Source organism: Dactylosporangium sp. NPDC000244 (assembly GCF_040300725.1).
Taxonomy (GTDB): Bacteria; Actinomycetota; Actinomycetes; order Mycobacteriales; family Micromonosporaceae; genus Dactylosporangium.
The window spans coordinates 84,666-110,087 of sequence record NZ_JBEPEH010000022.1; the positions used below are offsets into that span (position 1 = coordinate 84,666).

Sequence of the window (25,422 nt, forward strand, 5' to 3'; positions counted from 1 at the left end):
ACGATGCGGCGATTGGCGGCGATCCTGACGGCCGCGGCGGTCCTGGCGGGGCTCAGCGCCTCACCGGCCACCGCGGTCAGCCAGTACATGAAGCTCTTCCAGGAACCCGGCGACTACGAGGCCCGGTTCCCCGACATCGTCAAGCTCGACGACGGCCGGCTCATGGCCGTCTGGTACCGCGCGACGGGCCACACCGGCCCCGAGGGCACCGTGCAGCTCTCATTCGGCACCCAGAGCGGGTCGGCGTGGACCTGGGTCACGCCGTACCCCGCCCTGGCGAACCCGTCCACGATGCTGCACAAGGACATGCGCGACCCGAAGCTCGGCAAGATGCGCGACGGCGCGGTCGTGCTCACCTTCTTCGTCCCGAGCGACGGCGTGTACTACTCGGTCTGGAAGCCGGGCTGGAACAACTTCACCGATCCCGTGAAGCTCGTCGTGCCGGGCATCCCCGGCGGCGCGCTCGCCGAGCACGGCGGGGTGCTCGCCCTCGACGACCAGGGCGCCTCGGTCAGCCAGGTGCTGATCCCGGTCTACAACGACACCGGCGCCTGGTTCGTGCGCGCCACCTGGCGCCCGGTGAGCGACCCGCGGCTGCTGCTCGCCGACGCGTTCCAGCTCGCCGCGAACGCCCCGGTCGCGGACGGCTTCACGGACACCTTCACGGAGCCGAGCTTCGTGCAGGTCGCCGGCACGGTCATCGCGGCCGTCCGGCACGAGCAGAACAAGGGCAGCACGTCCAACGGCCAGCCCGTCAAGATCATGAAGTGGAACCCGTACACGTTCACCGGCACCGGCTCCTACTACGACGTACAGTGGCTGCCGGTCTTCGCCTCGTCCCACCATCTGCTGAAGGTCTCCGGCCCGAACAACCAGGACCGGGTGCTGTTCACGTTCGGTGACAAGGGCGTGGCGCTGCGCCCGACCTACGGCATCCTCATCCAGAACCCGCTCGCCCGGTGGCCCGAGACCGGGCTGAAGAAGGTGGCCATCTACAACTCCGGCTCCTCGGACCAGGCCAACCCGTCCAGCGTCGAGGTCAGCGGCGGCGTCTACTTCACCCTGGCGTACAACGCGAAACCGAAGAGCGCCACCGAGGGCAACGGGATGTCCCCCAACGGCGGCTCCCTCTGGGTCATGCGCAGCACCCAGGACGAGTACTAGTCGCAGCGGTTCCGCGGGGCGCCGCTCGCCGCCGGCGGGCAGCACCCCGCGGCCGTCGCTCCTACGCCTGGAAGTCGCAGATCTTCCAGGCCCGGTTCTCCTTGACGAGATCCAGGGCGAGCTGCCCGTCCGTCGTGCGGCCACTGCTCGAGGACGACTTGATCGTGTAGCTGGTGTAGACGACCGCCGCGTCCCCGTTGACGGTTTCGCCGGTCACGTGCCAGTCGATGATGCGGTTCCGACTTGGCGCGGTGCCCGATGCGCCGGTGTCGGTCTGCCGCTTCAGCTTGTCCGACTCGCTCTTGCACAGCATGCCGGCGATCTTGTCGCGGTCCGGGTGGTCCTTGCGGGCCTCGTCGATGTAGGCCTGGACGACCTCGGTCGGGGTGTCGACGAAGAGCTTCTGGAAGACGAAGTAGCCGCCTACCACGAGCACGATGACCGCGAGGAGGCCGCCGATGCCGATGAGCGCGACCTTGCCGCCGCGCTGCTGGGTCGCCGGGGGCGGCGGCTGGGTCGCCCAGGGCACCGGCGGCTGGTAAGGATGCTGCTGGTAGGGCTGCTGTTCGTACGGCGGCTGCTGCTCGTACGGCGGCTGCGGTTCGGGCGGTCCCCCCGGGTGCGTCACCGGCACATCGTATCCAGCGAGGTCATCGCGGCCATCGGTCCGATGACCGAGGCCGATCGACCGACCGGGCCCCGCGCCGCGACCGTCGGCGCCCCGCGCCGGCCCGCGCGGGGCGGGCCAACCCCGGGCAGAGCGACGTGCTATCCTTCGGGGTGTTGCCTGGCAGGCATCTGATCCCCAGGCACTTCCGCCGGTGTAGTGTCCCGGCCACCCTTCACGTTCGGAGACCGTATGGCGGCCCGCCGCCCGAAGCACAAGCAAGCCCCCACAGCGCCCGCAGCCACGACGTTCGCAGAACTCGGCGTGCCGGCCACCCTCAGCGGCATCCTCGCCGACGCCGGGATCACCCGGCCCACGCCGATCCAGGCGGCCACGCTGCCGGACTCCCTGGCCGGGCGCAACGTGCTCGGCCGCGGCCGGACCGGCTCGGGCAAGACCTACGCGTTCGTCCTGCCGCTGCTGACCCGGCTGGCCGCCCAGCGCTCCCGGCCGCAGCCCGGCCGGCCCCGCGCCCTCATCCTCGCGCCCACCCGGGAACTCGTCACCCAGATCCAGGCGGCGATGGCCCCGCTGGCCGAGGCGCTGGGCCTGCGCACGCTGACCATCTTCGGCGGCGTCAAGCCGAACCCGCAGATCGCGGGCCTGCGCGCCGGCGTGGACATCGTCGTGGCCTGCCCCGGGCGGCTCGCCGACCACGTGCGCGCCGGCCACGCGCGGCTCGACGCGGTGGAGATCACCGTGCTCGACGAGGCCGACCACATGGCCGATCTCGGGTTCCTGCCCGAGGTGCGGCGGCTGCTCGACCTGACCCCGCCGCGCGCCCAGCGGCTGCTGTTCTCGGCCACCCTGGACGCGGGCGTCGACGTGCTCGTGCGGCGGTACATGACCGACCCGGTCACCCACTCCGCCGACTCGGCGCTGTCCCCGGTCACCGCCATGGAGCACCACGTGCTGCACGTGCGCGCCGACGAACGGTTCGAGGTCCTGGCCGACCTCGCCGCGGCGCCCGGCCGCACCGTGGTGTTCACCCGCACCAAGCGCGGCGCGAAGGTGCTGACCCGCCGGCTCGTCGCCGCCGGGGTGCGGGCCGTCGAGCTGCATGGCGACCTCGGCCAGCCGACCCGCAACCGCAACCTGACCGCGTTCTCCGACGGCACCGTGTCGACCCTGGTCGCGACCGACATCGCGGCCCGCGGCATCCACGTCGACGACGTGAGGCTGGTCATCCACGCCGACCCGCCGGTGGAGCACAAGGCCTACCTGCACCGCTCCGGGCGCACGGCCCGCGCCGGCGCCCAGGGCACCGTCGTGACCCTCATGACCGACAACCAGGTCGACGAGGTGCGCGAGCTGACGCGCAAGGCCGGCATCTCCGCCGCCACGGTGCGCCTGCGCCCGGGCGATCCGCATCTGGTGAAGCTGGCCCCGGGCGAGCGGACCTTCGCGCCGCCGCCCCCGCCGGCCGAGACGGCTACGGCGCCGGAGTCGCGTCCGCGCCGCGGCCCGCGCCGCGCCAAGGCCGGCACCAAGACCCGCGCCACGGTCCGGGACACGGTCCCGAAGGCGCGCGCCACGACCCGCGAGTCCGCCCCGAAGGCGGCGGCGACCGGCCGCGGCGGCGCCACCCGCGCGACGGCCACCGGCGCGCCCTCGAGCGCCGCGGCGTTCTCCGCACGAGCCCGGGTCGGCGGGCGACGCGGCCGCTGACGGCCGGGTAAGGTTCGCCGATGACGTGGATCGTCAGCACGCGGGACGCGCTCTGGCAGGAGCGTGACCTCCCAGCGCCCGCCGACGGTCCACCGGACATCGTGGTGCGCACCGACGAACCGCGCCAGGTCGTCGAGGGGTTCGGCGCATGCTTCAACGAACTCGGCTGGGACGCCCTGAGCGCCCTGGCCGAGCCCGACCGCGAGGACGTGCTGCGGGAGCTGTTCGCGCAGTTCACGATCTGCCGCCTGCCGATCGGCGCCAACGACTTCGCCCGCGACTGGTACTCCCACGACGAGGTCCCCGGCGATGTCGCGCTCGAGCACTTCAGCATCGCGCGGGACCTCGAGACGCTCGTGCCCTTCATCCACGCCGCGCGACGGCACCGGCCCGGCCTGCGGCTGTGGGCGTCGCCGTGGAGCCCGCCGGCCTGGATGAAGACGAACCGGCACTACGCGGCCGGCGAGATGGACGAATCGTATCTGGAGAGCTACGCGGAGTACTTCGGGCGGTTCATCGACGAGTACCGGCGGCAGGGCATCGCGATCGAGATGGTGATGCCGCAGAACGAGTTCAACTCGGCGCAGGTGTTTCCCAGCTGCCTGTGGACGCCGGACGGGCTGGCGCGATTCATCCGGCAGCTCGGGCCGCGGATGCACGCGCGGGACGTGGCCGTCTTCCTCGGCACCGCCGAGCGCGCCGACGACACCCTCGTCTCGCGGGTGCTCGCCGATCCGCAGGCCGGTCGGTGGATCGCCGGGGCCGGGTTCCAGTGGGCGGGCAAGCGCGCCGTCGCCGCGATCCATCGCGAGCACCCACGGCTGCGCATCTACCAGACCGAGCAGGAGTGCGGCGACGGGCGCAACGACTGGCGGTACTGCCGCTACGCCTGGACACAGCTGCGGCATTACCTGTCGAACGGGGCGAACGCGTACATGTACTGGAACATCGCCCTGACCCCGGGCGGCCGCAGCACCTGGGGGTGGCCGCAGAACTCGCTCGTCACCGTGGACCCGGCGACCCGGCAGTACGTCTACAACCCCGAGTACTACCTGCTCAAGCACGTGACCGCGTTCGTCCCGCCCGGTGCCCGGGTAGTGGAGACGCTGAGCCTCAACGGCTTCGAGAACCAGCTCGCGTTCGTCGACGCCGACGGCCGTACCGTCGTCGTCATCCAGAACGACAACGCCGAGGACGTCACGGTGACGGTGCAGGCCGAGGCTCGGCGGGTCACCGCGCGGCTGCCCGCGGACTCGTTCAGCACCCTGGTCCTGCCGCCGGGCTGAGCGCCGTTCAGGCGGCCGTCACCGCGGGGAACGAGGCCCAGATGTGCTTGGCGTCCTCGGTGGCGTACCAGCCGACCTCCAGCGACAGCTGACGGGCCAGGTGCAGGCCGCGGCCGCCCGAGTCCAGGGGCTCGACGTCACGCAGCTGCGGGAACGCCTGCATGTCGTGGTCGGCGATGTCGAGCACGAAGCAGCCGTCGGCGAGCAGGAGGCGTACGACGCTCGGCGGCAGGCCGTGCACGAGGGCGTTCGTCGCGAGCTCCGACGCGACGAGCAGCACGCGGTCGGCCCGGTCGTCGAGCGCGGGGGCCGCGACGAGGTGCCGGGTCGTCAGCGCGTCGAGCAGCGCCCGGCGCAGCCCGTGCAGCTCGGCCACATCGGCGATGACCCACCGGCGCAGTTCCGTCGTCACCGGCGGTGGCGGGGAAACACTCAAGGTCGTCACCAGGCGGGCATACCCACCGCGGCCCGGGTTCTACCCTTCGATCGAACACGCAGTTCGCCCACCGGGTGTTCACTCCGGCCGGGCGAGGGGCCGCGGCGCCGGGTCGCCGAGCGTGGACCTGTGAAGTTCTGGTGGCTGGTCGCGGTCGGCGCGGCCACGGTGGTGTTCGGGGCGGCGGTGCTCGCCTGGCCCCACGCGACGCTCCGGCTGCTCGGCATCCTGGCCGGCCTGTGGCTGCTCCTGATCGGGCTGCTGCGCATCGCCGGGGCGCTGCGGGCCCCGGACCCGCCGCGGCGGGCCCGGGTGCAGCGGATCGTCGACGGATTCTTCGGCATCCTGCTGGTGGTGCTCGCGATCGCGTCGCTGACCTCGGCCCGCGCCGGGGTGCTGACGGTGTCGGCGCTGATCGGGCTGGCGTGGCTGATCATCGGCTTCGGCGCGGTGCTGCTCGGCGTGGCCGCGGCGGGCCGGACGCGGGCGTGGCTGTGCGGGCTCGGCGGGGTGGCGATCCTGCTCGGGCTCGCGTTCGTCACGTGGCCCGGCCTGTCGCTGAGCGTCCTGGTGCTGCTGACCGGGATCAGCGCGGTCGCCCTCGGCGCGGCCGAGATCACGATCGGGGTCCAGGCCCGCCGACGCGCCTAGTGCTCGGCCGCAGGCTCCTCCCGGCGCAGCAGTGCGATCACCCGGGTGTACTCCTTCGCGGTGCCGATCGCTTCCCGGTACTCGGGGGCTACCTTGAGCGCGTCATGCTGCCACCACGGCAGGTCATGGGCATTCCAGGTGCGGCTGCAGCCAGAGTTGCTGACCGCCGAAGGCAATGTCCAGCAGGACTGCCGCGATCGCAGCCAGCCCCAGACCCACCGGTCGACCCGTGCGTACCAGGCGCGCTCGTCCTCCCTCCACGCCGCCGAGCGCCTCGTGTGGCCGCAACCGATGACCTCTGGAGTCACCGCCTCGCGAGCCACCAGGTGCGGGCGATCGCGGCCAGGGGCGGAGCCAGGAAGACGCCGCAGAGGCCGCCCAGGGCCGCGCCCACCACGGTCGCCGCCAGCACCGCGACCGGGTGCAGGTTGAGCGCGCGGCCGAACACCAGCGGGCGCAGCACACCCTCGAGGATGTTCTGGGTGATGATCACGATGACGACCATCCACACGGCCGTGGTGACGCCGCCGGAGCCGAGCGCGAGCAGGACGGCGAAGATCGCCGAGACCCAGGCACCGAGGTACGGCACGAACGCCGCCACGAACGTGACGACGGCGATGGTGAGCAGGAACGGCACCCGCAGCACGGCCGCGCCGAGCGTGATCACGGCCGCGTCCATGGCCGCGACGAGGGTGGTCCCGACCATGTACCGCCGCAGTTGCACGGCCGCCCGCTGCACGAGCCGGTGCTCGGGGTCGGACCATTCCGGCCGCCGCTCGATCGCCGCGACGAGGCGGGGGCCGTCGCGCAGGAGGTAGTACAGCAGGTATGAGCCGGCCAGCAGCCCGACCGCGACCTGCCCGATGACGACCACCCCGCTGGCCAGCGCCGACCCGATGCCGAGCAGGGCCGTGCGCCACGGGGCCGAGCGCAGCACGGTCTGCACCGGGTCCGTGCCGAGCGCGCCGCGCAGCCGCCGCCCGGCCTCGGCCAGGGCCGGCTGCCACTCCGCCGCCTGCAGCGTGAGCACCCACACGAGCAGCGCGCCGACGAGCATGAGGCACAGCGGGACGACGAGCGCGCCGAGCAGCGTCGCCGCCGTGGGCGCGAGGCCGAGCCGGCGCATCCGGACGACGAACGGCTGCACGGTGACGGCGATGACGACCATGAGCACCAGGGGCATCAGCAGCGGTACCAGCACCCCGACCGCGAGCACGGCCAGCGCCACGCCGACGATGACCCCCGCGACCGACCAGCCGGCCCGCCCGAGCCGCCGCACCCGTCCCTCGGCAGCGCTCACCCGGCCACCCCGTTCCACCGCGCGGTGACGAGCGGTGTCGATGCGTATGACGGCGAAGGCAGCATGCGCCGGGCGCTACCCGCGACATCGCGTCTCAGCCCTCCCCCGCCGCGCGACCACCCGGCGGCCTCACCCGGCCCCGCCGCTTGCCACCGGCATGGCAGGTCCGCCTCAGTCGGGGTAGCAGACGCCGGACCCGTCCCGGCGGGCCGGTCCCATGTCGGCGATCATGGCACGCGAGGCGTGGGAGCATCGGGGCATGAGCACGCCGAGCCTGACCGAGCGGCAGGAGCCGTGGGTGGTCTTCGCACGCGCCGGCGATCCGTGGGTGGACGCCGAGGCCGCGGCGGTCCTGCGGCAGGGCGGGCAGGTGGTGCGGCTGGACGCGCACGAGCTGCGCGAGCCGTGCGCCCTGTTCGCGACGTTCGCGCGGGAGCTGGCGTTCCCCGCGTACTTCGGCCACAACTGGGACGCGCTCGTCGACTGCCTGCGGGACTGGCCCGGCCACGGCTCCGCGACGCCGGATCTCGCGGTGCTCGTCGACCACGCGGACGTGCTGCTCGGCGCCGACTTCCTCGGGCTGTTCGTCTCGGTGCTGTGCTGGGCCGGGTGGCACGCGAACGTGGCGCTGGACGCCGACGGCGAGCCCATCGGCTATCGCGAACCGTTCGCCCTGCACTTCGTCTTCCTCGCCGACACCGCCGCGCCCGCCGACTTCCACGCGGCCGCGGCGTCCGGTCGGGACGCCGAGGTCGCGGTGGTCGACGGGCGCGTCACGGCCTGGCTCACGGCCGAAGCATGGTCTTGACGGCGCGGTGGTTCTCCGCCCCGTAGGTGCGCACCCGATCGAGCTGTAGTGCGGTGGCGCGATTGTTAGCATGGCAATCGGGTCGGCGCCTACCGAGTCGGGCGGTGGAGAGCATCCATATCAGCGACGAGTCACTGGCGGCCATCGCCGCGTTGCACGGCCGCCCGGTCGAGGCGGTGCGGCCCATCGCCTCCGGCGTCGCCAACCACGCGTTCCTCCTCGGTGACGACCTTGTGCTGCGCATTCCGCGCTCCGACGATTTCGTCGAGGATCTCGCCAAGGAGGCCGTGGTCATTCCGGTTGCCCGCGGGCTGGGGGTGCGCACGCCCGCGGTCGTGTCTTTCACGCGGGGACGCGCTGAGGCCGGTGTGCCGTTTCTCGTCCTGGAACGGGTGATCGGCATCGACCTCGAGCAGCGGGACGCGTCGAGCGCCGCCGCCGGTCGGGCGTACGCCGACGTCGGCGGGCAGCTCGCCGCGCTGCATCGGCTCCGGCCCGGCGACGCGCCCGATCTCGCGGCGCTGCCGGTCGAGGACGCCTCGCCGAGCCCGTGGGAGCTGGTGCCCGAGCTCGCCGCGGCCGGCAGCATCGACCGCGACTCCGCGCGGTGGCTGACCGACTGGTTCACGAGGCTGTCACAGCACGTGCCGAGCGATCCCGGCCAGGTGCTGGTGCACGGCGACATCGCACCGCAGAACCTGATCGTCGACCCGCGGACGGGCGAGCTCGCCGGCATCGTCGACTGGGGTGACGCGATGTGGGCCGACCCGGCCGCCGAGTTCGCCAAGATCCCGCTGAGCGAGATCGGCCCGATGGTTGAGGCGTACCGCGCCGCAGCGGAGCCGGCCGACGGTGCGTGGGAGGCACGCCTGCTGTGGTACCACCTGCACTGGGCACTCGGCCGGCTTCGCGATCCCGCGCCGCGGCCCGGTCGGCGGCACTGGTCGGCGCCGCCGGCGAGCCGCATGCTGCACCTGCTCAGATTCCTTGCCGGGTCGCCGCCGGCACCATGGTCCCGGCTGCGCTAGCGACGCTGCGCCCGGCCCGATGTGCATCGTCCACAATGGACGCGAGCTGAGCCGGGCAGGCCGCGTCAGCGCTTGAAGTAGGAGCCGGCGTCGAGGTCGGCGAGCAGGCCCGGGTGGGTCGGGGTCCAGCTGAGCAGCTCCCGCGTGTAGTCGCTGGACGCGTGGGAGTCGAGGCCGAAGAACGGGCCGATCCAGCCGAAGTGCGCGACCGCCTCCTCGGCCGGGATGGACTTGACCGGCAGGTCCAGGCCGCGGCCGATCGCCTCGGCGATCTCCTTCGTGGGCACGCCCTGCTCGGCGACGGCATGCAGTACCGATGCGGCGGGTGCCTTGTCGAGGGCCAGGCGGACCAGCGCGGCGGCGTCGAGGCGGTGGACGGCCGGCCAGCTGCCGCCCTCGCCGATGTAGGCCGACACGCCCCGCTCGCGGGCCACGCCCACCAGGACGGACACGAAGCCGTAGTCGCCGTCGCCGTGCACGGTCGGGGCGAAGCGGATCACGCCGGTGCGCACGCCGCGCTCGGCGAAGGCCAGGGCGGCGAGCGCGTTCGCCATGCGCGGGTGGCCGCTCGGGTCCGCGGAGTCGCGCTCGGTCACGGGGTTGCCGGGCAGGCCGGCGACGCCGGAGGCGATGAGCAGCGGGCGGTCGGAGCCGGCCAGGGTCTCGCCGAGCGCGGTGATCGCGGCGAGGTCGGTCTGCGCGGCGTCCGCCATGCGGGAGAAGTCGTGGTTGTAGCCGAGGTGCACGACCCCGTCGGAGTCGGCGGCGCCGGCGCGCAGGGCGTCGAGGTCGTCCAGCGTGCCCCGGCGCACCTCGGCGCCCAGGTTCGCGACGGTCGCGGCGGCGGCGTCGGAGCGGGCCAGGCCGACGACCTGGTGCCCGGCCGCGAGGAGCTCGGCGGTGACGGCGGAGCCGATCCAGCCGCTGGCGCCGGTGACGAAGATGCGCATGGCAGTCCCCCTACGAGACGATGTCACTTGATGACATCACCGACGCTAGCACAGTCATGTCATCGTGTGACATGGCTTAGGATGTGTGACGTGGGACGCTGGGAGCCTGATGCGCGGGGCCGCCTTGGGGAGGCGGCTTTGCAGCTGTACGTCGAGCGCGGTTTCGAGCAGACGACCGTCGCCGAGATCGCCGCCCGCGCCGGGGTCACCGCGCGCACCTTCTTCCGCCACTTCGCCGACAAGCGCGAGGTGCTCTTCGCCGGCTCCGAGCAGCTGCAGCAGGGTCTCGTCGAGGCGCTGGAGTCCGCCCCGGCGTCGGCGACGCCGCTCGAGGCGGTCGTGGCCGCTCTGGACGCGGGGGCCGAGTTCCTCGGGCGCCACCACGCCCACGCGCGGCGGCGGCACTCCGTGATCATGGCGAACCCGGAGCTGTACGAGCGGGAACTCATCAAGATGGCGACCCTGTCGGAGGCCCTCGCCGAGGGGCTGCGCCGCCGCGGGGTGCCCGAGCCCGACGCGACGCTGACCGCGGAGACCGGGATCGTCGTCGTGCGGGTCGCCTTCGGCACCTGGGTGAGCCGGCCCGAGCCGACTGACCTCGCCGCGACCATGCGCGAGACCCTGGCCCGGATGGCGGCGGTCACCTCCGGCGGGTAAACCTTTTCCGGCCCACGGGACTCGAAGGGGTGGATCGGCCCAGGGAAGGGGACCCACCGCGTGCGCCCGGACAGGGAAGAAGCGTTTCTGCAGTACGTCACGAGCCGCAAACAGCGGCTCCACCGCGTCGCGTATCACCTGCTGGGCGACCGGGACCGGGCCGACGACGCGGTGCAGCACACGCTGACCGTGCTCTACCAGCGCTGGTCACGCATGCACGAGGTCGCCAACCTCGACGGGTACGTCCACACGATGGTCGTCCACGAGTGCCTGCGGGACCGCCGGCGCTGGCTCGCGCGCGTGCACCTGCGGGCCGCGCCGCCCGACGTGCCGGTCGCGGCCGCCGACCCCGAGATCGAGCAGCGGATGCTCCTGCGGGCCGCGCTGCGGGAGCTGCCCGACCGGCAGCGGACCGTGCTCGTGCTGCGATTTCTGTGCGATCTTCCGGTACTCGAAGTCGCCGACCTCCTCGGGCTCGCCGAGGGCACCGTGAAGGCGCACACCGCCAAGGGCCTCGACGCCCTGCGCCGCCGCCTGGACACCGCGACGACGAGGAGCCTGGCATGAGCGAGAACCCGTTCACGATCCTGACCCGGGAGCCGGTCCCGGACAGCCGCGTCGACGAGCACGCCGTGATCGCGCGCGGCCGGGCGCGGGTGCGCCGCCGCCGGGCCCTGACCGCGGCCGGGGCCGGCCTGGCCGTCGCGGTCGTCATCGGCGCCGTCGCCTTCGCGCAGCAGCGCCCGCAGCCACGGCCTACCCCGGTGGGTCCGACGCCCTCGCCGTCGGTCTCCGCGTGCGGGGCGGAGCCGCTGCCCGAGCTCGGCCCGACGGCGTGGGTGGTGGTCGACGGCTCCGGGCGGTACATCGCCGCCAGCCAGGCCGCCGGCGACATGCCGGTGGTCGTGTCCGGGCCGGGCGGGACGCACACGTTCGCCGCGGTGCCCAGGATCAACGTCGCCGGGGTCAACGGCAGCGGCACGGTGGTCGGCAACGTCGAGAACGACAGTGACGCCGACGGGTACGTCATCGACGGCGGCACCACCGTCGCGCTCGGCCGCCCCAAGGGCGCCCTGAACGTCCGGGTCCAGGCGGTGAACGACACCGGCGACGTGGTGGGCGACGCCCGCATGCCCGGCAACACCTTCCGCGCCGTCGTGTGGCGGCACGGGCAGTGGAGCCGGCCGCAGCTCCTGCCGACGCCGAACGGCGAGCAGTCCTCCGCATACGGCATCGCCGCCGACGGCCGCATCGTGGGCAGCGTGGGCGCCACGCCGCAGCCGTACCTGTGGTCGCCCGACGGCACCGCCCGGCCCCTGCCCCCGCCCACGGGCAAGCCCGGCGGGATGGCGGTCGACATCGCCGGGGACTGGGCGGCCGGCCCCGTCAACTACGTCGCCAACTCGGTGCCGCAGCCGAACGGCCGGCGGGCCGCGAGACCGCCGATGACCTGGGCGCGCTGGAACCTGCGCACCGGCGAGGTCGTGCCGATCGAGGCGAGCCCGCTGACCGTGGGCACGGCCGGCCTGCTCGCCGACGGCACCGTGGTGCTCGCCGACACCCGGACCGTCACCCTGTGGACGGAGGCGGGCACAACGCCCGTGCCGGCGCCGGAGAGCGCCGGGCGCTGGCTGATGACCGGCGCCTCGGAGCGCGGCACGCTGGTCGGCATCGCGATCGACGGCGACCAGCGCGCGGCCTTCCGCTGGGCCTGCCGCTGAGCCGATCTACGATGACGGGGTGCTCATCGAGTTGGCGGACGGGCGATCGCTGGAGATCGCCGTGGCCGGGCCGCGGGACGGGCGCGCGTTCGTCCTGCACCTCGGGACGCCGTCGGGGCCTCGAACGGTACCGTCGCTGACCGAACCGGCCGCCGAGCGCGGCCTGCGCACGATCGTCTGCGGGCGGCCCGGCTACGCGGGCTCCACGCCGCGGCCGGGCCGGCGGGTGGCCGACGTGGCCGGGGACGTGGCGCAGGTGCTGGACCGGCTCGGGCACGACGAGTTCGTCACCCTCGGCTGGTCCGGCGGCGGCCCGCACGCCCTCGCCTGCGCGGCGCTGCTGCCGGACCGGTGTGCCGCCGCGGCGACCCTGGCCGGCGTCGCGCCGCACGACGCGACCGGCCTCGACTGGATGGCCGGCATGGGCACGGAGAACATCGTCGAGTTCGGCGCGGCCATCGCCGGGCCCGAGACGCTCGACGCGTACCTCGGCCGCGAGGCGTCCGCCCTGGCGAAGGTGACCGGGTCCGAGGTCACCGCGGCGCTGGGCGGCCTCGCCCCGCCGGTCGACGCGGCCGCGCTCACCGGCGAGTTCGCCGAGTCCGTCGCCGCCGGATTTCGTTCGGCCGTTTCCAGTGGTACGGCCGGCTGGCGCGACGACGACCTCGCGTTCGTGCGCCCGTGGGGCTTCGACCTCTACGCCATCGCCACGCCGGTCCGGGTGTGGCAGGGCGGCCAGGATCGCATGGTGCCGCCGGCGCACGGCGCCTGGCTCGCCGCGCACATCCCCGGCGCGCGGGCCCACCTCGACCCGGAGGCGGGCCACCTGTCCCTGGTCCACGGCGCCGCGGCGATCCTCGACGACCTCCTCGAAGCCGCGCACTGGTGACATGGCCGGCCTCTACCTCTGGGGCTGACGCGGACCCGGCCGTCCAGGGCCTGCCGGGAATCGGACAGATCGCGGCGATGGCACGGCTTGGAACGCGTATCGGTCGAGGGCGCCACTGCGGCGCCCATGAGGAGGACCGATGAGGTTTCGCGGCAAGCTGCTCGGCGTGGCCGTCTCCGTCGCCGCGGCCGTGGCGGCGACGCTCGTGGCGCCGTCCGCCGCCCACGCGACGGACCCGTTCACCTGCTACATCCAGACCGCGGACCGACATTACGTCACCGCGGTCGGCGGCGGCGGCCGGATCACGGACACCATGCACACCAACGTGAGCGTCCCCGGGCCCTTCGAGCGGTTCACGAAGGTCCCGATGGGCGACCTGTTCGGCCACTTCGCCCTGCGCACCTGGTCGGGCAACTACGTGACGGCGGTCAACGGCGGCGGCCTGAGCACCGTCAACGTCCCCGACGTCCTGCACACCGACGCGACCCGGATCGGCACCTGGGAGCAGTTCGCGACGGTCACGCTCGCCACCGGTGACGTCGGCATCCGCACCTGGGACAACCACTTCCTGGCCGCGCTCAACGGCGGCAACCGCACCACGAAGGTGTTCGACTCCAACCGCGCGAACCTGATCATCCCGGACACCGCGTTCACCTTCACCTGCAACGTCTGAGCCTGACCGGCTCGGACGCCTGGAAGCACGCCTCGGCGACCCGGAGGGCTCCCTTCGGGTCGTCGTTGCGGGCCGGGCTGCGGGCCAAGGCAGCGGCGGCGTGGCGGGCGACGATGTGCGCGGTGGTCACGTCCGGCGCGGCGGCCAGCGCATCCGCAGCTCGTGGTCGTAGATCGGCCCGGGCGGGTCCGGGAACGCGGCGAGCGTTTCGAGCACGGTGTCGGCGGTCAGCGGGGTCACCGGGCGACGGTACCGGCCGGGGCGGCTTGCTCGTCAGTTCTTCCTCGCTGTCACGATCGCGAAGGAGAGGAACTCGCCGGCGTCGGCGGCGAGCAGGTCGATCACCGCCTGGCGACTGTGTGGCAGGCCAGTCCAGTCGCCTGTGTGCTCGGCCACCGCCTGTGTCCATAGCAGCCAGTCCCGCCAGCCATCTTCCTGCAGTCGTGCCGATGTGACGGTCACGAGTTCGGTGACTTCCCACTGAAAGCGCCACCACTCGGCGGTGTGCCAGGCGATCGGCTCCCAGCCGAACAGTTCCTTGAGGCGCTCCGGGATCGCCCCGAGTTCCCGGACCTCCCGGGTCATTCCCGGTGTCGCCACGCCGAGCTGGCCGCCAGGCCGCAGGAACCCCACGAGGTATGGCAGGTACCAGTCAGAGGTGCCGAAATACTCGAATGCGTCGATGCTCACGATGGCGTCGAAGCTGCCTTTCCCGAACGGCAGGTTGTGCGCCTCGGCCCGCACGGCGGTCACCTGGCCGGAAACGCCGGCGTCAGCGAACACGGCCGCTGCCTCATCCGGCGCGATCCACCAATCGGCCGCCACGACCTCGACGCCGTACTCACGGGCCAGGAACACGGACGTCGCTCCCTTGCCGGAGCCCAGGTCCAGGACCCGCATGCCCGGGCGCAGGTCAAGATCCCGGGCCAGGTCCTCCAGCAGCCACAACGGGTTCGGCCCCATGTCCAGGTCGAGCAGCCAGGCCGGGTCGTACCGGGACGAGCGCGGATACCGATCCGGGCGGACAAGATCATCGAAGATCGCCACGGGTACCGATCCAAGCTGGTCACACGCAGGCATGCAATCCCTTTGCTCACCCCGCCGACCTGACAGTTCAGAGTCTCTGGTCGAAGGCGATCCGGACCCAGGCCGCGAGCTCCGCATCGCCGCGCCCCTCGAGGAAATCGGCCAGCCGCTCCCGATCGGCGGGCGTGGCGTCCTCGATCACGCACATGAGCTCGCCGATGCGCCGGCCACCGTCGTGCGCCGGCAGCGGCTTGGAGGTGTCGCGCAGCGCCGCGTGCAGCGCGGCCCGGGGCAGGAGCGGTAGCCACGTGCCGACCAACGCCGGCCGCAGCGCCGCGACGAACTCGGCGGTGCGCGTGTCCAGGGTCTCCGCCGTCACGCCCCAGATCCCGGGCGGCCACGCGTTCGGCGCCAGGACGCGGTCCCACAGGAACGCCTCCCCGTCGCGGTACGGGGTGCCGCGGACCGCGGAGAGCGGCTCGCGCCGGTTCGAGGCGGTGAACGGCAGCAGGTAGCGCTGCACCTCGGTGTGGAACGAGGCCGTGCCCGCCGGGGCGGCACGCCGGTCGGCCAGGACCGTGAGCCGGTCTCCCCGCTCACCGTCGACGACCAGGGCACGACCCTCGCGCCGCACCCCGAGATCCGCCAGCTCCCCGGCAGCCGCCTCCAGCATCGCGTTCACGAGGGTCGTGCCCGTCACCTTCGTCATCCCGCTCCCGCAGCCTCGTACGCGGCACCGCCGGGCGTCACGGTACCGGCCATGCCGGCGGCGCGGCCGGTCCGTATTCGTTCGACGTGGCCGCAGTAGCACTCGAGGTCGAGCACGACGCCGGTGTCGGTGTTGCGCAGGCTGCGGATGCGGCGCTCGGAGAGCAGCATGCGGGATCGGTGGGCGGGGCAGTCGATGACGAACATGGCCCCAGCCTGCGCCCGGCCGCCGCCGGCCAACAGTGGCAGACCTGCAGAGGATCGCAGGATTTCTGCCATCATGGGTGGCGTGGGTACCCCATTCACGAGCGTTGCCTCGTATGTGGCCGACGGCACCGGCGCGCTGGGCATCGGCATCGTCAGCGAGATCTTCGGCTTCGACCGGCGGCATCGGGGCAGCCCCGGGTTCGACTTCGCCGTCTGCGCCGACCGGCCCGGCCCGGTGCGGACGGACAGCGGGCTCCAGGTGGTCATCGAGCACGGCCTGGACCGGCTCGCGCGCGCCGACCTCGTGCTCGTGACCTCCTGGGACGCCTTCGAGCTCGAGCCGTCCCCGGAGGCGCTGGCGGCGATCCGGACGGCGTACGAGCGGGGCGCGACCGTCGCCGGCTACTGCACCGGCTCCTACGTGCTGGCCGCGGCCGGGCTGCTGGACGGGCGGCGGGCGACCACGCACTGGCGGTGGGCCCCGGCCATGGCCGAGCGGTTTCCGGCCGTCACGGTGCTGCCGGAGGTGCTCTATGTCGACGAGGGCCGCATCGTCACCGGCGCGGGCGGCGCGGCCGGGGTCGACATGTGCCTGTATCTGCTGCGCCGCGAGTACGGCGCCGCGGTGGCCAACGAGATCGCCCGGGACATGGTCGTGCCGCCGCACCGCGATGGCGGGCAGGCGCAGTACGTGACGGCGCCGGTGCCGGTCGACTGCGACGACGAGCGGCTGGCCGGGGTGCTCGCGTGGGCCCGCGACAACCTCGACCGGCCGCTGACCGTGCAGACGCTGGCCGGCCGGGCGCTGATGAGCCAGCGCTCCTTCGCCCGGCGCTTCGCGGCCGCCACCGGCTCGACGCCGCACGCGTGGGTGCTCAGCCTGCGGCTGCACCGCGCGGAGGAGCTGCTGGAGACGGCCGACCTGTCGATCGAGGAGGTCGCCCGCCGCGTCGGCTTCGGCACCGCCGCGACGCTGCGCGAGCAGTTCGTCCGCCGCCGCGGTGTGCCGCCGCGCGACTACCGCAAGGCCTTCTCCGGCTGATGCGCGGCCCGCGGTGCCGGACGGTGGTTACGCGGTGCCCGGCAGCGGCTCGGCGGGCCAGTTGAGGACCTTCGCGCCGAGCACCGCGGCCTGCAGGGTGAACCGATGGGCGGGATCGGTCGCGTCATAGCCGGTCAGGGTCCTGATCCGGTCCAGGCGGTACGTCACCGTGCGCACCGACACCCGCAGCCGTCTCGCCGCCTCGGTGGCCACGGCGCCGGCGGCGAAGTAGGCGTCCAGCGTGTCCAGCAGCGGGCCCGCGCCGGCGCGGGCCCGTTCGAGCGGGCTGAGCACGGCGACGACAAGGTCGACCATGGCCGGCTGGTCGCGCAGCAGCACCCGGTAGACCAGCAGGTCATGGGCGGTGATGACGCTCTTGTCGGTGTGCAGGCGCCCGGCCATGGTCAGCGCCTCGCGAGCCTCCTCGTAGGAGCGGGCGATGCCGTACAGGCCGGGGTGCGGACGGCCGACCGCGACCCGCCAGGGCCGTCCGTGCCGCAGGCGGTCGAGCTCGCCGTGCACCAGGCGGCCGAGGTCGTCCTCCTGGCCGGCGGGCGCGGTGCGGCCGGCTGCCGTGGCCTCGGCCGGGGCGAGGACGACGAGCAGGCCCTCCTTGGTGGCGACCAGGACGTCGCGGTCGCCGAGCCGGTCGAAGATGACCGCCTCGAGGGCGCTGATCGCCGCGTCCGTGTCGGGCAGCCGCCGGACCGGTGCGGCGAGCGCGACCTGATGCACCCGGGCGAGATCGAGCCCGAACGGCTCGGCCCGCTGGACGAGGCTGCCGAGATCGGAGTCGCCGCGCAGCAGGTCGTCGACGAGCTCGCGGCGCAGCGTCTCCTCCCGGCGGATCAGGTCCCGGCGCGCGACCGCGTAGCCGTCGGCGAGGGTGGCGACCGCGTCGTCGACGACGTGCAGCACGGCCGCGGCGGCGGCGCGCACGAACTCGCTGTCGCGGGAGCGCGCCACCATGGGCAGGTCCTGCCAGAGCCGCTGCGCCGCCGACAGGTACAGCTGCACCACCCGCCCGGCGGAGATGCCCTGCTCGGCGGCCTGCCTGCCGAGCCGGCCCACGGCGTCGAGCTCGGCGCGCCTGGGCCGGCGTCCACTGACCGCCGCGTCGGCCAGCATCGGCAGGTAGTCGCCGAGCAACCCGACCGGAACGCCGCCGGCGTCGGCGGAGGCGGCCGTGGCCACCTCGGCCAGCCAGGCCGGCTGGGGCTCGGTCACGGCGGACTGTCGCCGCCGGCTGGTGCCGGCCACGCCCCCGCTCACCTCCCCCGCCGGCAAGAGCCGCCTCGATTGCCGGTCACCGGCAGTGTAGACCGCAGGCGGGTCAGCCGTTGCGGCGTTGCTGGCACGGCACGCAGTACCGGGCGTGGGGCAGGATCGCGAGCCGCTCGGCCGGGATCGTGGTGTCGCAGTGCTCGCACCGGCCGTAGCTGCCCTCGGCGATCCGCCGCAGCGCGCTGGTGATCCGCTCGATCTGCACCCGGGCGGCGGCCGCCAGCGCCTCCTGGTTGAGCGCCTCGCCGGGGTCGCCGGTGTCCGCGGAGATCTCCGTCAGCTCCTCCAGCCGGGTCGTCTGCGCCGCGAGGTCCGCGGTCAGCGCCGCGCGCACCTCGGCGAGCCGGTCCCGCTCGGTCGCATCGATGTCAACGCTCATGTCTCGTCCTTTGCTCGGTGATGTGGTGCCTCGGTGCGACGGTCGCGCACGGGCCGGTCAGGGCCGCGGGGCGCTTCGGCGCATCGCGCTGAGCGCGGCCAGGCCCGCGCCCCGCACGGCCGTCAGCTGCGGTGCCGGGGGACGGCGCACCGCGATGCCGGCGGCACCGGCGATGCGGGCGCCCAGCCCCGGGCGGGACGCGCCGCCGCCGACCAGCAGCAGGCCGCCGCGCACCGCCGCCGCGACGGCCTCGGGCCGGTGCCGCGACCGGCGCACCTGGCCGATGAGATCGCTGACGGCGGCGACGATCGCCGCGTCGGGGTCCGTGCCGCCGGTGCGGTCGTGCAGCCCGACGTCGCGCCGGTGGGCCGCGATGGTCACGCCGCCCGCGAGCACGGCGACCTCGGTCAGGTGCGCGCCCACGTCGGCGATCAGCAGCGGGCCGGGGGCGACGCCGGAGCCGATCGCGGCGGCGCGCACCGTGTCGATGAGCAGCAGCCGTTGCGGCGCGAAGACGGTCGTCATCACCTCGCGCAGGGCCGGCTCCACGCCGGCGTCGCCGCCCACGGGCCGGCAGGCCACGACGACGGCACCGGGCGGGAACGGTCGGCGCGGATCGTCCAGGAGGCCCGACAGCAGGACCCGCATCGTCTCCGGCTCGGTGATCCGGCCGCGGACGACCGGGCCCGATCCCCGCGCGGCGGGGTTGGCGACGTGCACGGTACCGCAGCCGGATGCCCAGATCCGGGTGCCGGCGCTGCCGAGGTCGACACCCACGGCCGTGGGCTCGGCCGGCTTTTCGAGTGTGGTGAACACGAGCGCTCCCTTCGGACACGCGAATGCGGTGGAGATTTCCGGATGACGGCGGGGCCGGGACCGAGCAGCGACGGCTCGACGGCGGCGGCGTCAGGCCCTGGAGCCGGCCGGCGGGCGGTGGCCGCCCGGCTGTCGCGGCGGGGCGACGGCGGCCCGGCGGCATGCAGTCACGCCAGTCGTCATCGTCACCACCCCCGTGCGCCGTACCAGAATGAACCTCCAGCATCGGCGCCCGGCCGCCGGAACGCACGGGCCGCGGTCGGCAACCTCGCGGCGCCGCGATTGCCGACGACCGGCAAAGTCACCCGCATGGGGCAGCCGTCCCCGGGCGTTGCTCAAGCGCCCGGGGACGGCGGGCACGACGGTCTAGTGCTGCTGCCGGGCGATCGCCTCGGCGCTGACCGGTGTGAACAGGTTGACCAGCGTTCCGTCGGGGTCGCGGAACAGCAGTGATCGGTTGCCCCACGGCATTGTCGTCGGGTGTTGCACGAACTCGCCGATCATGTCGCGCAGCCGGGCGAACTCGGCGTCGACATCGTCCACGCGGAACTCGATGATTGCCGTCCGGTTGGCGGCCGGCTCGGCCGAGCCTTCGCCGAAGAGCTTGACCGTTGCGGTGCCGCCGATCGCCAGCGTCGCCCCCGGCAGGACGATCTCAGCGAAGTCAGGCGTGTACCGGCGGGCGGTCTGGCCCGTGACCTGCTCGTAGAACTCGGCGAGACGGCCGACCTGGTCGGTGATGATGCGGATTGACGCGAATCTCATGAGGTGACGCTAGGCCCGATACCGGGCACGATCCGCCCGGTATTGCGGAAGAATCCGACCATGACACGGCCGACCGCACGGGTGCTCGCCCTCCTCGAGATCCTCCAGGCCGGCGGCACGCACACCGTTTCCGGCCTGGCCGAACGCCTCGGCGTCGACGAGCGCACCGTGCGCCGCTACGCCGAGCACCTGCTTGATCTGGAAGTGCCGCTCGAATCCGTACGCGGCCGCTACGGCGGGTACCGGCTGGCGCCCGGATTCCGGATGCCACCGCTGATGCTGACCGATGAGGAAGCACTTGCCGTCCTGCTCGGCCTGGTGGCGGGCCGCCGAGCCGGCCTGGTGCCGACATCGCGGGAAGCGGCCGCAACGGCAGCCGCGAAGGTGCGCAGGGTGCTGCCCAAGGCGCTGGCCTCCCGGCTCGATGCGCTGTTGGCGACCACGGACTTCACCGCACCGGAGCGTGAGGTGCCGACGCCGGAGGCCTCGGTCATGCTGCGGCTGGCGGAAGCGACGCGACAGTACCGGCCCGCGGTCATCGGCTACATCGACCGCACCGGACGCCGCAGCGAGCGCACCGTGCATCCCTACGGGCTGGTGACGCACTCCGGGCGCTGGTACGTGACCGGCACCGACTCCGCGTCCAGCGAACTGCGCACCTTCCGGCTCGACCGCATCGTGGAGGTACGAATCGCGCACGGTACCTTCGCGGTGCCCGAGGGCTTCCAGCCCGCCGACGTGGTCCTGACGAGCCTGGCCGGCGCGCCGTGGCGGCATCAGGTCACCGTCGCCGTGCGGGGCACCACCGACGAGGTACGGGCGCGTCTGCCGCACGGAATCGCCAGCGTCGAACCCGATGCCGGCGACGGGCCGGACTGGGTTCTCGTCCGGCTGCGGGCCGAGCGACTCGACTGGGTTCCCGGCGTGCTGGCCGGGCTGGGACTGCCCTTCGTCGTGCGGGAGCCTGCGCAACTGCGCGACATCGTGCGCGCGTGGACGGACCGCATCGCCGGATGTGCGGCCGCAGCGTCTGCGCAGGAGGCGATCGCCGCCTGGGGATCGAGGTGATCGGGTAGCCGCGATCCGCTCAGCCCGCGGCCCTTCCCGCGTGCCCAGGGTGAGAAGTGGCGGGATCCCCGAAAATGTGGGTACCGCAGCGCGGACACGCAGGTGCGGCATGAAGGGCTGGGCAGCGGTGGGCATCATCACGGAGGACATGCGGAAGATCATCGACAGCGCGAGGCTCGCGTTCGTGGCGACGGTCTGCGAGGACGGCTTCCCGAACCTCTCTCCGAAAGGCTCCCTGCGCGTCTACGACGATGATCATCTGGTGTTCATGAACATGGCCTCGCCCACGACGGTGGCGAACCTGCGGCGCGACCCTCGGCTCGAGGTGAACGTGGTCGACTTTCTCCTGAGGCGTGGCTATCGCTTCAGGGGAAGCGCCGAGCTGCGCGGCGAGGGCGACCCCGTGTACGCATCGTCCCGCCAGTGGGTCCTGGACACCCACGGCCCCGACTATCCCTGTCACGAGGCAGTGCTGATCCAGGTTGACCGGGCGCTGCCGGTGGAATCGCCCGCCTACACGTTCGGGCACTGGAACGAGGACGACCTGAAACGGGCGTGGTCCGACAAGTACGGCCTGCCGCATGCGCGGTAGGGCGTCGGCGACGTAGCCCTCCCCGCGGCGCGCACCGATGACGTGCGCGACCTTAGCCCTATCGCACCGGCGGCGCCGGAAACGGCGGGCGAGGCCCGGCATCCCCGGCCTCGCCCGCCTCGCCGTGCCGGCACGCCTCCGACCTGGCGCGACTTCGCGTAGGAACAGCCACCTGGCGTTTTGAATATGGCGAGAACTTTTGCCCGAAAGAATGAAAGTTAGAAACAATTACTAATTACTTTTGTTCTGGGCTACGATTCTGCCGACCGAGCGTTCAAGGTCATCGTTCTCCAGCCCCCACACCCCCGGGACGCTTCGAAGCAGCGACGCGACCGGCGAGCCGGCAACACCCTGACCCCCGTCCGACGTTGGGTCCGCCGCTCGCCGCGCGCGCCTCGCTCGTCGAGGCCTGCCTTCGCGTCCCAACACGGAACTGGAAGGAAGTGCATGTCCAGTCACCCTCCGACCGCCCTCGTGGCCAGAGACCCTGGTCGTCGTCTGGTCCGCTGCCTGGTCGCCGTCGCCCTACCGGTCGCGTCCATCTCAGCCGGGTCGCTCGTCCTCGCCTCATCGGCATGGGCCGCGCCGGCCAGCGCGCCGGCCACGCTCACCCCGGCTGTCGCAACCGGCACCAACAGCTGGTACCGAGGTCCGGTCACGCTGAACCTGTCCGCGACCGATGGGGTCGGCGGCGTACAGCGCCTGGAATACCGCCTCGGCAACACGGCACCCTTCCAGACCGCGGTGGCCGCCGGCGCCCCGTACCCCGGCGCGCTGGCCGGGTCGGTGAAGATCACGCAGGAAGGCTCCACGACGGTCGGGTACCGCGCCGTCAGCGGTGACAACTCGGTCGAGACGACCCGCACCATCACCGTCCGGATCGACACCGTCGCCCCGGTCGTCAGCTGGCCCGGCATCGTCGCCGGCAAGGTCGGCCACACCGCCACGCTGATCCCGACCCGGACGGATCCCGCTCCCGGCTCCGGCGGCGTCTTCATCCAGAAGATGTGGATCGACCAGACCGAGACGACCCCGCTGCCGCTGCGCACCGCGACCCTGTCGACGGGCGCCCACACGATCAGCGTGGTGGCCAGCGACGCGGCCGGCAACGCCGCCCGGTTCGACCAGACGTTCGTGGTGACCACGTCGTTCGGCGAGCTCGGCACCCTCATCGACGGCTTCGCGAGCGACGGCTCGATCGATGCCGGCCTCGCGGCCGGCCTGCACGCCAAGCTGACCGAGGCGGCGAGCCTCGCCGGGGCGGGCAACGCCAACCAGGCGAAGCGAGCCCTCAACCAGTTCGTCGCCGCCGCCCAGGGCGGGTCGCAGTCCGGCCAGGTCCGGGACACGCTCGTCGGCGATGCCCGCTACCTGCAGCAGCAGGTCGCCGGCGAGCTGCCGGGCGATCCGGAGACCGGCATGATCGTCACGCCCGTCGCGGGGCCTGACCCGATCGCGCCCGTCGTTCCGCTCGCGGCGTCGACCAACTTCCCCGGGGCCAAGTTCCGGATCCTGTACTTCTCGGCCACCAAGGGCTTCCGGCACGATCACATCCCGGACACCGCACTGCTCGTGCAGCAGTGGGGTCAGCAGCACGGATTCGACGTCGACATCTGGGACCCGCGGCTCGCCCCGGCGTCACTGGCGAGCACGCCGTTCACCTCGGGTGCCGACCTCGCGAAGTACAAGACCATCATCTTCTCCTCGCCGGTCGACGGGACCAACGCGAACAGCCCGGCGAGCGCGGACGCGCTCAACGCCGCCGAATTGGCCGCGTTCCAGGAGTACATCCGGGCCGGCGGCGGCTACGTCGCGCTGCACGGCGCGTCCGACGCGATCCACAACGTCCCCTGGTACCGCGACCTGGTCGGCGCGTGGTTCACCAACCACCCGGGCGGGCAGAACGGCGAAGGCACCTGTGGCAGCTGCATCAACGTGCGGGTCAACACCGAGGACAGCACGAACGCGGCCACCGCGCACCTGCCGAAGACCTGGCTGACCATCGACGAGCTGTACAACTTCGACCACAACCCGCGGGCCGAGGTCCACACGCTGCTGAGTCTCGACGAAGAGTCGTACCGCCGCAGCCTCAACAGCGGCAACGCCGCGACCAACCCGCTGCCGCTCATGGGCGGCGACCACCCGATCGCGTGGTGCCAGGAGTACGACGGCGGCCGCGAGTTCTCGCTCATCCTCGGCCACGACCGGGCGCAGTACAGCCGCGACCCGTTCACCCAGATCCTGCTGGCCGGCATCAACTGGACGGCCGGGCAGAGCGACGCCAACTGCTCGACCTTCCGGCAGACCCGTACGTTCATCGCCTCCGGCGCCCTGACGCCGGAGTCCGCCACGGCTGCCGCCGCGCTGCTCGACAACGCCCAGGCGGCCTACCTGCGGCAGGACTACAACGCCGCCGGCACGTCGCTCAACAAGATCACGGCGATCGCCGGTTCGCCCGCCGCGGGCACCAGCGAGGCGCGCGGCGAGCTCGACCGCCAGGTCCGCCAGCTGCGGAGCTGGATGTCGTCCCTGAAGAACTCCTGACCCGTGCCGCCGCCGGCCCACCGCGTGGGCCGGCGGCGGACGCGCACGCCGGGCCTGACGCCTCCGAGAGCCTCGCGGGCGTCAAGCCCGGTGGTCGTTGGCGCCGCTTGCACGGCCCCGCCGCGGGGACATCACGGCAGCGGCGGCCGTGATATGAACTGCACCGTGGCGGAACCGGAGATCATCGAAAACGGCGACAACGACGACGACGAGCCGCTTCCGGGCGGGCGGCCCTTTCCCATCCTGCTCGTCGCCGTTGCCGTGGCGTTCGTGGTGCTCGCGTTCGCCGCGGTCTTCATCGGCTTCCAGGTGTACTCCGGCCATCAAGCGGAGGCTGAGCGGGCGGCCGAGGACGCTGCGCCGCGGTCGCCGGCCCCGAGCCGGTCGTCCTGTTTGGACCTGCACGACTACGGGTGTGACCCGGCTCGGCGGCTGCCGGTCACGCTCGATCAGCTGATGGAGGCGCAGAGTTTCACCGCGGGCCCCGAGTGGGCCAACAACTCGGGCACGCACACGCTCAGCATGCCGATGCTCACCGACCAGCCCGGCACCGCCGCCGGACGGCTCACCGTCGAGCATGCCCACCAGGTCGTGTACTCGGTCCGGTGCGAGGCCAACTCGACCGGGACGACCCCACTGACCCCGGTCGAAATCGGCTACCTGAAGCTGTGTGGCAATGCCGCCCTCCCCGGCAACGACCCGGCGGTCGGCGGCGCGGTCCAGTGGCTGGCGAACAATATCCATGTGGCCGCGAACGGGCTGGTCGCGCGGTACCAGTGCAGCGGGGTCGCGTTCTCGCTACACATCAGCGCATTGCACGCCGAACTCGACATCACCGTCCCGGACGATCGCAAGGCCTGCGGCCCGGCCTGAGTGTTCCGGCCGAGGGCGCTCGTCGACGCATACACCGGCGCCACCCGTCACGGAACTGGCGACCACGACACCGAGATGCGCACGGACGAGATGCTGCTCGCCGCGACCATCACCACCCGCGAACGCATCATCGCGCGCTACTGACCGTGACGGACCAGCTGGATGTTCGGTGCGCGGATCTGCTTGATATGCAGGTGTCGAGACGCTCTGTCTCAGCCCT

The 25,422-nt window shown here is 72.9% G+C and carries 29 protein-coding genes; 17 read left to right on the top strand and 12 right to left on the bottom strand.

Annotated features, from left to right (window positions below; genetic code table 11):
• Positions 1-3 precede the first annotated feature (3 nt).
• Positions 4-1,164: an exo-alpha-sialidase gene (locus tag ABT369_RS29800; RefSeq protein ID WP_350616892.1), complete on the top strand. Its 1,161-nt coding sequence runs from the start codon at positions 4-6 to the stop codon at positions 1,162-1,164.
• A 61-nt stretch (positions 1,165-1,225) separates the two neighbouring features.
• On the opposite strand, the gene ABT369_RS29805 is transcribed toward ABT369_RS29800, so the two are convergent.
• The gene (locus ABT369_RS29805) at positions 1,226-1,792 is read right to left on the bottom strand and encodes an Rv0361 family membrane protein (protein ID WP_350616893.1); all 567 of its coding nucleotides are present in this window, start codon (positions 1,790-1,792) and stop codon (positions 1,226-1,228) included.
• Positions 1,793-2,023: 231 nt separating this feature from the next.
• On the opposite strand from ABT369_RS29805, the gene ABT369_RS29810 reads away from it, so the two are divergent.
• A complete protein-coding gene (locus tag ABT369_RS29810; RefSeq protein ID WP_350616894.1) occupies positions 2,024-3,499 on the top strand; it encodes a DEAD/DEAH box helicase in 1,476 nt (491 codons plus the stop codon).
• Positions 3,500-3,519: 20 nt separating this feature from the next.
• Entirely contained in the window at positions 3,520-4,785 is a 1,266-nt protein-coding gene (locus ABT369_RS29815) for a glycoside hydrolase family 30 protein (RefSeq protein WP_350616896.1), read from the top strand.
• 7 nt (positions 4,786-4,792) lie between these two features.
• Here ABT369_RS29815 and ABT369_RS29820 read toward each other — a convergent pair whose 3' ends face one another.
• Positions 4,793-5,230 (bottom strand): ATP-binding protein, encoded by a 438-nt coding sequence (locus ABT369_RS29820; RefSeq protein WP_350616897.1) that lies wholly within the window; start codon positions 5,228-5,230, stop codon positions 4,793-4,795.
• 120 nt (positions 5,231-5,350) lie between these two features.
• Between ABT369_RS29820 and ABT369_RS29825 the strand changes: the two genes are divergently transcribed.
• Positions 5,351-5,872, top strand: coding sequence for a DUF308 domain-containing protein (locus ABT369_RS29825; RefSeq protein ID WP_350616898.1), 522 nt, complete (start codon positions 5,351-5,353; stop codon positions 5,870-5,872).
• Here ABT369_RS29825 and ABT369_RS29830 read toward each other — a convergent pair.
• Together ABT369_RS29830 and ABT369_RS29835 are read right to left on the bottom strand one after the other, a co-directional pair.
• On the bottom strand, positions 5,869-6,180 hold the full coding sequence (locus ABT369_RS29830; RefSeq protein WP_350616899.1) for a hypothetical protein: 312 nt from the start codon (positions 6,178-6,180) through the stop codon (positions 5,869-5,871). The two genes, ABT369_RS29825 and ABT369_RS29830, sit on opposite strands and share 4 nt — an antisense overlap.
• Positions 6,177-7,172, bottom strand: a complete 996-nt coding sequence (locus ABT369_RS29835) for an AI-2E family transporter (protein ID WP_350616901.1) — start codon at positions 7,170-7,172, stop codon at positions 6,177-6,179. The genes ABT369_RS29830 and ABT369_RS29835 overlap by 4 nt, the downstream gene beginning before the upstream one ends.
• 259 nt (positions 7,173-7,431) lie before the next feature.
• On the opposite strand from ABT369_RS29835, the gene ABT369_RS29840 reads away from it, so the two are divergent.
• Both ABT369_RS29840 and ABT369_RS29845 read left to right on the top strand, forming a co-directional pair.
• Entirely contained in the window at positions 7,432-7,980 is a 549-nt protein-coding gene (locus ABT369_RS29840; RefSeq protein ID WP_350616903.1) for a barstar family protein, read from the top strand.
• Between the two features lie 104 nt (positions 7,981-8,084).
• Positions 8,085-9,008, top strand: a complete 924-nt coding sequence (locus ABT369_RS29845) for a phosphotransferase family protein (protein WP_350616904.1) — start codon at positions 8,085-8,087, stop codon at positions 9,006-9,008.
• A 65-nt stretch (positions 9,009-9,073) separates the two neighbouring features.
• Here the strand turns inward: ABT369_RS29845 and ABT369_RS29850 are convergent, their stop codons facing one another.
• Positions 9,074-9,958, bottom strand: a complete 885-nt coding sequence (locus ABT369_RS29850; RefSeq protein WP_350616906.1) for an SDR family oxidoreductase — start codon at positions 9,956-9,958, stop codon at positions 9,074-9,076.
• A gap of 90 nt (positions 9,959-10,048) precedes the next feature.
• Between ABT369_RS29850 and ABT369_RS29855 the strand changes: the two genes are divergently transcribed.
• The 5 genes from ABT369_RS29855 to ABT369_RS29875 all read left to right on the top strand — a co-directional run bounded on the left by ABT369_RS29855 (position 10,049) and on the right by ABT369_RS29875 (position 13,898).
• A complete protein-coding gene (locus tag ABT369_RS29855) occupies positions 10,049-10,615 on the top strand; it encodes a TetR/AcrR family transcriptional regulator (RefSeq protein ID WP_350616907.1) in 567 nt (188 codons plus the stop codon).
• 60 nt (positions 10,616-10,675) lie between these two features.
• Positions 10,676-11,182, top strand: a complete 507-nt coding sequence (locus tag ABT369_RS29860) for a SigE family RNA polymerase sigma factor (protein ID WP_350616908.1) — start codon at positions 10,676-10,678, stop codon at positions 11,180-11,182.
• Positions 11,179-12,336, top strand: coding sequence for a hypothetical protein (locus ABT369_RS29865; protein WP_350616909.1), 1,158 nt, complete (start codon positions 11,179-11,181; stop codon positions 12,334-12,336). Before ABT369_RS29860 ends, ABT369_RS29865 begins: the two co-directional genes overlap by 4 nt.
• 19 nt (positions 12,337-12,355) lie before the next feature.
• Positions 12,356-13,225, top strand: coding sequence for an alpha/beta fold hydrolase (locus tag ABT369_RS29870; protein ID WP_350616911.1), 870 nt, complete (start codon positions 12,356-12,358; stop codon positions 13,223-13,225).
• Between the two features lie 139 nt (positions 13,226-13,364).
• The gene (locus ABT369_RS29875; RefSeq protein WP_350616912.1) at positions 13,365-13,898 is read left to right on the top strand and encodes a fascin domain-containing protein; all 534 of its coding nucleotides are present in this window, start codon (positions 13,365-13,367) and stop codon (positions 13,896-13,898) included.
• 273 nt (positions 13,899-14,171) lie between these two features.
• Here ABT369_RS29875 and ABT369_RS29880 read toward each other — a convergent pair whose 3' ends face one another.
• From ABT369_RS29880 to ABT369_RS29890, 3 genes are all read right to left on the bottom strand, one after another.
• Positions 14,172-14,945, bottom strand: coding sequence for an SAM-dependent methyltransferase (locus tag ABT369_RS29880; protein WP_350616913.1), 774 nt, complete (start codon positions 14,943-14,945; stop codon positions 14,172-14,174).
• Between the two features lie 67 nt (positions 14,946-15,012).
• Positions 15,013-15,633: a hypothetical protein gene (locus tag ABT369_RS29885; RefSeq protein WP_350616914.1), complete on the bottom strand. Its 621-nt coding sequence runs from the start codon at positions 15,631-15,633 to the stop codon at positions 15,013-15,015.
• A complete protein-coding gene (locus ABT369_RS29890) occupies positions 15,630-15,839 on the bottom strand; it encodes a hypothetical protein (protein WP_350616915.1) in 210 nt (69 codons plus the stop codon). Before ABT369_RS29890 ends, ABT369_RS29885 begins: the two co-directional genes overlap by 4 nt.
• An 82-nt stretch (positions 15,840-15,921) precedes the next feature.
• On the opposite strand from ABT369_RS29890, the gene ABT369_RS29895 reads away from it, so the two are divergent.
• On the top strand, positions 15,922-16,881 hold the full coding sequence (locus ABT369_RS29895; RefSeq protein ID WP_350616917.1) for a GlxA family transcriptional regulator: 960 nt from the start codon (positions 15,922-15,924) through the stop codon (positions 16,879-16,881).
• A 27-nt stretch (positions 16,882-16,908) separates the two neighbouring features.
• Here ABT369_RS29895 and ABT369_RS29900 read toward each other — a convergent pair whose 3' ends face one another.
• From ABT369_RS29900 to ABT369_RS29915, 4 genes are all read right to left on the bottom strand, one after another.
• On the bottom strand, positions 16,909-18,108 hold the full coding sequence (locus tag ABT369_RS29900; protein ID WP_350616918.1) for a PucR family transcriptional regulator: 1,200 nt from the start codon (positions 18,106-18,108) through the stop codon (positions 16,909-16,911).
• A 106-nt stretch (positions 18,109-18,214) separates the two neighbouring features.
• Positions 18,215-18,544: a TraR/DksA family transcriptional regulator gene (locus ABT369_RS29905; RefSeq protein WP_350616919.1), complete on the bottom strand. Its 330-nt coding sequence runs from the start codon at positions 18,542-18,544 to the stop codon at positions 18,215-18,217.
• A 57-nt stretch (positions 18,545-18,601) separates the two neighbouring features.
• Entirely contained in the window at positions 18,602-19,360 is a 759-nt protein-coding gene (locus tag ABT369_RS29910) for a cell shape-determining protein MreB (RefSeq protein WP_350616921.1), read from the bottom strand.
• A 366-nt stretch (positions 19,361-19,726) separates the two neighbouring features.
• A complete protein-coding gene (locus tag ABT369_RS29915) occupies positions 19,727-20,125 on the bottom strand; it encodes a VOC family protein (RefSeq protein WP_350616922.1) in 399 nt (132 codons plus the stop codon).
• 3 nt (positions 20,126-20,128) lie between these two features.
• On the opposite strand from ABT369_RS29915, the gene ABT369_RS29920 reads away from it, so the two are divergent.
• The 5 genes from ABT369_RS29920 to ABT369_RS29940 all read left to right on the top strand — a co-directional run bounded on the left by ABT369_RS29920 (position 20,129) and on the right by ABT369_RS29940 (position 25,346).
• Positions 20,129-21,193 (top strand): helix-turn-helix transcriptional regulator, encoded by a 1,065-nt coding sequence (locus ABT369_RS29920; RefSeq protein ID WP_350616923.1) that lies wholly within the window; start codon positions 20,129-20,131, stop codon positions 21,191-21,193.
• Positions 21,194-21,302: 109 nt separating this feature from the next.
• Entirely contained in the window at positions 21,303-21,785 is a 483-nt protein-coding gene (locus ABT369_RS29925; RefSeq protein ID WP_350616925.1) for a pyridoxamine 5'-phosphate oxidase family protein, read from the top strand.
• A 447-nt stretch (positions 21,786-22,232) separates the two neighbouring features.
• Positions 22,233-24,329, top strand: coding sequence for a ThuA domain-containing protein (locus tag ABT369_RS29930; protein WP_350616927.1), 2,097 nt, complete (start codon positions 22,233-22,235; stop codon positions 24,327-24,329).
• 165 nt (positions 24,330-24,494) lie between these two features.
• Entirely contained in the window at positions 24,495-25,202 is a 708-nt protein-coding gene (locus tag ABT369_RS29935) for a hypothetical protein (RefSeq protein ID WP_350616928.1), read from the top strand.
• The gene (locus tag ABT369_RS29940) at positions 25,203-25,346 is read left to right on the top strand and encodes a hypothetical protein (RefSeq protein ID WP_350616930.1); all 144 of its coding nucleotides are present in this window, start codon (positions 25,203-25,205) and stop codon (positions 25,344-25,346) included.
• The last annotated feature ends 76 nt before the right edge of the window (positions 25,347-25,422 follow it).

Excerpts from the sequence above, each read along its gene's own strand:
- ABT369_RS29840 (WP_350616903.1), top strand. The coding sequence starts at position 7,432 with ATGAGCACGCCGAGCCTGACCGAGCGGCAGGAGCCGTGGGTGGTCTTC.
- ABT369_RS29875 (WP_350616912.1), top strand. The coding sequence starts at position 13,365 with ATGAGGTTTCGCGGCAAGCTGCTCGGCGTGGCCGTCTCCGTCGCCGCG.
- ABT369_RS29850 (WP_350616906.1), bottom strand. The coding sequence starts at position 9,958 with ATGCGCATCTTCGTCACCGGCGCCAGCGGCTGGATCGGCTCCGCCGTC.
- ABT369_RS29800 (WP_350616892.1), top strand. The coding sequence starts at position 4 with ATGCGGCGATTGGCGGCGATCCTGACGGCCGCGGCGGTCCTGGCGGGG.
- ABT369_RS29810 (WP_350616894.1), top strand. The coding sequence starts at position 2,024 with ATGGCGGCCCGCCGCCCGAAGCACAAGCAAGCCCCCACAGCGCCCGCA.
- ABT369_RS29885 (WP_350616914.1), bottom strand. The coding sequence starts at position 15,633 with ATGACGAAGGTGACGGGCACGACCCTCGTGAACGCGATGCTGGAGGCG.
- ABT369_RS29865 (WP_350616909.1), top strand. The coding sequence starts at position 11,179 with ATGAGCGAGAACCCGTTCACGATCCTGACCCGGGAGCCGGTCCCGGAC.
- ABT369_RS29905 (WP_350616919.1), bottom strand. The coding sequence starts at position 18,544 with ATGAGCGTTGACATCGATGCGACCGAGCGGGACCGGCTCGCCGAGGTG.
- ABT369_RS29915 (WP_350616922.1), bottom strand. The coding sequence starts at position 20,125 with ATGAGATTCGCGTCAATCCGCATCATCACCGACCAGGTCGGCCGTCTC.
- ABT369_RS29890 (WP_350616915.1), bottom strand. The coding sequence starts at position 15,839 with ATGTTCGTCATCGACTGCCCCGCCCACCGATCCCGCATGCTGCTCTCC.
- ABT369_RS29930 (WP_350616927.1), top strand. The coding sequence starts at position 22,233 with ATGTCCAGTCACCCTCCGACCGCCCTCGTGGCCAGAGACCCTGGTCGT.
- ABT369_RS29925 (WP_350616925.1), top strand. The coding sequence starts at position 21,303 with ATGAAGGGCTGGGCAGCGGTGGGCATCATCACGGAGGACATGCGGAAG.
- ABT369_RS29815 (WP_350616896.1), top strand. The coding sequence starts at position 3,520 with ATGACGTGGATCGTCAGCACGCGGGACGCGCTCTGGCAGGAGCGTGAC.